This is a genomic window from Roseovarius sp. D0-M9 (assembly GCF_037083805.1).
Taxonomy (GTDB): Bacteria; Pseudomonadota; Alphaproteobacteria; order Rhodobacterales; family Rhodobacteraceae; genus Roseovarius.
Window position 1 is genome coordinate 1 of sequence record NZ_JBAPKZ010000092.1, and the last position, 3,716, is coordinate 3,716.

3 protein-coding genes and 2 pseudogenes are annotated in these 3,716 nt (G+C 57.9%); 3 read left to right on the plus strand and 2 right to left on the minus strand.

Annotation, left to right across the window (positions count from 1 at the left end; all coding sequences use genetic code 11):
• Nucleotides 1-333, plus strand: a pseudogene (locus tag V8352_RS21450) (hypothetical protein); the annotation flags it as partial.
• A gap of 140 nt (nucleotides 334-473) precedes the next feature.
• On the opposite strand, the gene V8352_RS21455 reads toward V8352_RS21450, so the two are convergent.
• Nucleotides 474-1,432, minus strand: a protein-coding gene (locus tag V8352_RS21455) for an IS630 family transposase (protein ID WP_336426292.1) whose coding sequence is annotated in 2 segments (ribosomal slippage) — nucleotides 474-1,088 and nucleotides 1,091-1,432 — 957 coding nt in all. Because the reading frame shifts where the segments join, the coding sequence is not laid out codon by codon here.
• Nucleotides 1,433-1,456: 24 nt separating this feature from the next.
• Between V8352_RS21455 and V8352_RS21460 the strand changes: the two are divergent.
• Nucleotides 1,457-1,873 (plus strand): annotated as a pseudogene (locus V8352_RS21460) (DUF1489 family protein).
• Nucleotides 1,874-2,156: 283 nt separating this feature from the next.
• Nucleotides 2,157-2,753 (plus strand): outer membrane protein, encoded by a 597-nt coding sequence (locus V8352_RS21465; protein WP_336426293.1) that lies wholly within the window; start codon nucleotides 2,157-2,159, stop codon nucleotides 2,751-2,753.
• A 194-nt stretch (nucleotides 2,754-2,947) separates the two neighbouring features.
• Here the strand turns inward: V8352_RS21465 and V8352_RS21470 are convergent, their stop codons facing one another.
• Entirely contained in the window at nucleotides 2,948-3,601 is a 654-nt protein-coding gene (locus V8352_RS21470) for a DUF1236 domain-containing protein (RefSeq protein ID WP_336426294.1), read from the minus strand.
• Nucleotides 3,602-3,716: the final 115 nt, after the last annotated feature.

Below are 3,716 nucleotides of genomic sequence, written 5' to 3' on the forward strand. Positions count from 1 at the left end.
AGAAGCGCGGTGGCCGCCAGACCCGGCCGCGCGCTGCGCTACGCCAAGGGCTTCGCGCGCGGCCTCTTACACCACCCGGTGGGGCACTACCACTGTGCGCCCAGATGCACCGCAAAATCAAAACGCACCGGCTTGCCGTGCAAGAGCCCCGCAGTGCGCGGATGGAGCGTTTGCCGAATGCACGGTGCACGCAGCGGAGCGAAACTCGGCAAGGCGCATCCGAATTATCGGCATGGCGAGCGAAGCCGTGAAGCTGTCGCGCTTCGTGCAGAGTTGAATGCGCTCTTGCGAGCAGGTCAGGATACGGCCGATAAGCTTTTCCGTCCAGATTGATCGGACTTCGCCTATACGATCAACAATAGTTGTTGTTGGTACAGCCCCTTTCCCATGATGAGTAGATTCCGACGCTATGTGAGGCAGACGGCAAAGCGTACTGATGATTCGTGTCCACTTGTCTTTAAAGCGCCCCGCCTTTAACCTGCGACATATCCGGCAGCCGTGAAGTAGTTCCAGCATTCTTCGGGTGAGTATAGGCCGCAGATTTCAGCGATGGCGTTAAACATGTCTGTGAATGAGCGTGCGCCGATCCGGCGCAGGTGTGCTTTGAGCTTTGAGAACGCCATCTCTATGGGGTTGAGATCGGGACTGTATGGCGGCAGGAACAAGAACCAGCATCCTGCGCTGCGCATCGCCTTTTCCGCTTCGGCGTTTTTGTGCGTGGCGAGATTGTCCAGAATGACCACGGTTCCGGGTGAGAGTTCCGGCACCAGCACCTTTTCAACATAAGCGGCGAAGGCCGCGCCATCCATGGCGCCTTTGATCACCCAAGGAGCGATCATCGCGTCGGCACTCAGTCCGGCTATGAAGGCCTGGGTGCCCCATGAGCCGAAGGGGGCGTCCATGATCAGGCGGTTGCCGTAAGGGGCCCATCCCCTCTGCCGCGTCAAGTTCGTCTTCACTGATGTTTCATCAATAAAGACAACGCGTTCCGGGTGCTTCGATACGGCTGAAATGCGGTGCTTGAACCAATCCTCGCGTTGCCGCCTTACCTTGGCACGGCGGCGTTCGTTGGCGACCAGTGACTTTTTTTATACGTGTAGCCCAACTTGCGAAGGAACTTACCGATGGCGTTGGGGTGCGCCTGAACGCTCGTTGCGTCAAACAGGGCTGCACTCAGCTCGGGCATCGTGATGTCACCATCTTGCTCAATGATTTCTGCAAAGAAGCTCCGATACGGGTCCAGCTTGCCCTTGCCTTTCGGCCGCCCCTGCGGAGCCGCCTCCGCCCGGCCCGTCCGCCGGATCGCAATCGCCCACCGCGCTCCCGTGGCAGGCGAGAGCTTCAAGCGCAATGCCGCCGCGCGACCACTTAACCCTTCCTCAATGTATCGAAGAAACCGCGCCCGAAGCGCGTCTGGAAAAGGTGCTGACATGATCCATCCTCCCAAAAAGGATGAATCACAAAATCATACGAGTGGGAAGCCGCGCGATTCAGGTTTTGCGCGGGGCGCTTTAGGGGCTTCACGCAACGTGCGGCCAAGCCGCTGCGCGACGTCACCCGAGGGTGGCAAACGCGCGAGGCCGAACTGTTGAAGGGCGGCTCGATCTATTGGGTCATCCAAGGTGTGCTTCAATGCCGCTCGAGAATTTGTCGCCTCGATCAGATCATTGGCGCCGACTGAATCCGCCACTCCGCCATCCTGCTCGGCCCAGAGGTTGTACGCACCGCGACGGCGCTGAAACGGCACTTTCAGCGGTGGCGGCGCTACCTGCACGGCGCAGATGTGCCTGCGGACATCGCTGATCAGCGAACGAGTGAGGACGCTCTCCCGCGCGAGTTGGGCGCCGCACTAACAGACATTGGTGTGCTATAAACGTAACAATCGGGGATGTCCGCGCTTGGCCCGCATCAAATCCCGCGTGTTTTTGCCTTCAGGTCAAAACTCTGTAATAAATGGTAAAAATAGCCGTGACACCCATGATTGTGCGACCACAAAGTAAACTGGACCGTTTAGCGTCTATCCGTATTGCATTTTCTTGAGACGAATACCTCGCGCAGATCGTTGCATCACGTAAGCCGATGCTAAATATGGGCTTAGAAGACACGTTAACGGTGAGCTTCACCAGCGTTGTCTGAACACGAAGAAAGGACACAACATGAAATACCTCCTCTCCGCAGCAGCAGCCTCCGCCCTGATGGCAGGCACCGCGTTTGCTGGCAACATCGAGCCCGCACCCGCAGAGCCCGTCATCGCTCCGGCGCCGGCACCCGTCTTCTCGTCCCCGAACTGGACCGGCTTCTACGCTGGTGGCCAGCTGGGCTACGCCAACATCGACACCGACATTGCCGGCGTTGATGGCGATGGCCTCATCGGTGGTCTGACCACCGGTTACGACTACGATCTGGGCAACTGGGTCGTCGGTGCTGGTCTGGACTACGACTGGACCGACGTCGGTCTGGGCAACGTTCCCGAAACCACTGTCGACAACATCTTCCGCGCCAAACTGCGCGGCGGTTACAAGCTGGGCAACGGTCTGCTCTATGCAACCGGTGGCTATGCTATGGCTGACACGAACAACGTCGGCGACTCCGATGGCTACTTTGTCGGCGGTGGCTACGAGCATCTGATCACCGAGAACATCTCGCTTGGTGGTGAAGTGCTTTACCACGAGTTCGATAGTTTCGATGGCGCAGCAGCTGGTGCTGATGTCGAAGCAACCACGGCGCAAGTCCGCGCGACGTTCCGCTTCTAATCTGGTCGCTTCCGATCCGGCAGCCGGGCCACATGGCCCGGCATACCGACCAAACGACAAACGCGCGGCCCATTCGGGTCGCGCGTTTTTTGTCAGCATCTTATTCAACATTACCCAAGTGATCTGCAACCTGACATCATGCAAACAAAGAGCGGCCTAAGTTTTTGGCCGCTCCCTGCATCAAATTGTCTAAATCAACGAACAATTTGGATGATACGGCGATCTTCACGCTCTATAATCACAGGCACGCCATTGATGTAGGCATACGAATATGTGCTGTCTGGCACTTCGGAGAGTTTTACGGTTTCAGGCACTCCGGCGCCCACAACAACCTCGCCGTCGAGATAGATGACGTCACGGGGGTTTTCTTGAACATAGGTCGTTACCGTCGGTCCTGGATCGATGGCCGCACCTGCGCTGGCACCCGCCACTCCACCGATGACCGCGCCGACCGGTCCGCCAATCAGCGCGCCGGCGATTGCACCGGTGACGCCGCTTGCAGCAGTTGTTTCATCGGAGGTGTCAGAATGGACAACAGTTTCTAACGAAACAGATTCCCGATTGGGGTAAATTGCGACACGCTCTTCACCCATTATGGTGGTCAAATAGTCGCCAGACGCCCAGCCGACTGTACCATTATGAGTAACTTTACACCAGCTTGCCGACTCCAAGCATCCGGCGACCGCGACTTCGCCGCTCGCAGGAATGACGTCAATGATTTCAAATTGGGGGCCAGGCCCTGCGCGAAGGTTGAGATCGGTCCAAGCGGAAGCACTCGTTTGGGCAGTGGCTGCCGAGGACAATATGCTCACAGCAAGCGCCGCTCCGAGGGTCATTTTAATAGACATTATAATTTTCCGGCTTCTTCGCGGTTTGTGTGGGTGTGCGGGTCTCCGGTCAGTTCACGACCACACCAGATGTTGTGTCGTAGGGTGACGCGGGCAGGTGCTTGAGCCGACCGGC

Excerpts from the sequence above, each read along its gene's own strand:
- V8352_RS21465 (WP_336426293.1), top strand. The coding sequence starts at position 2,157 with ATGAAATACCTCCTCTCCGCAGCAGCAGCCTCCGCCCTGATGGCAGGC.
- V8352_RS21470 (WP_336426294.1), bottom strand. The coding sequence starts at position 3,601 with ATGTCTATTAAAATGACCCTCGGAGCGGCGCTTGCTGTGAGCATATTG.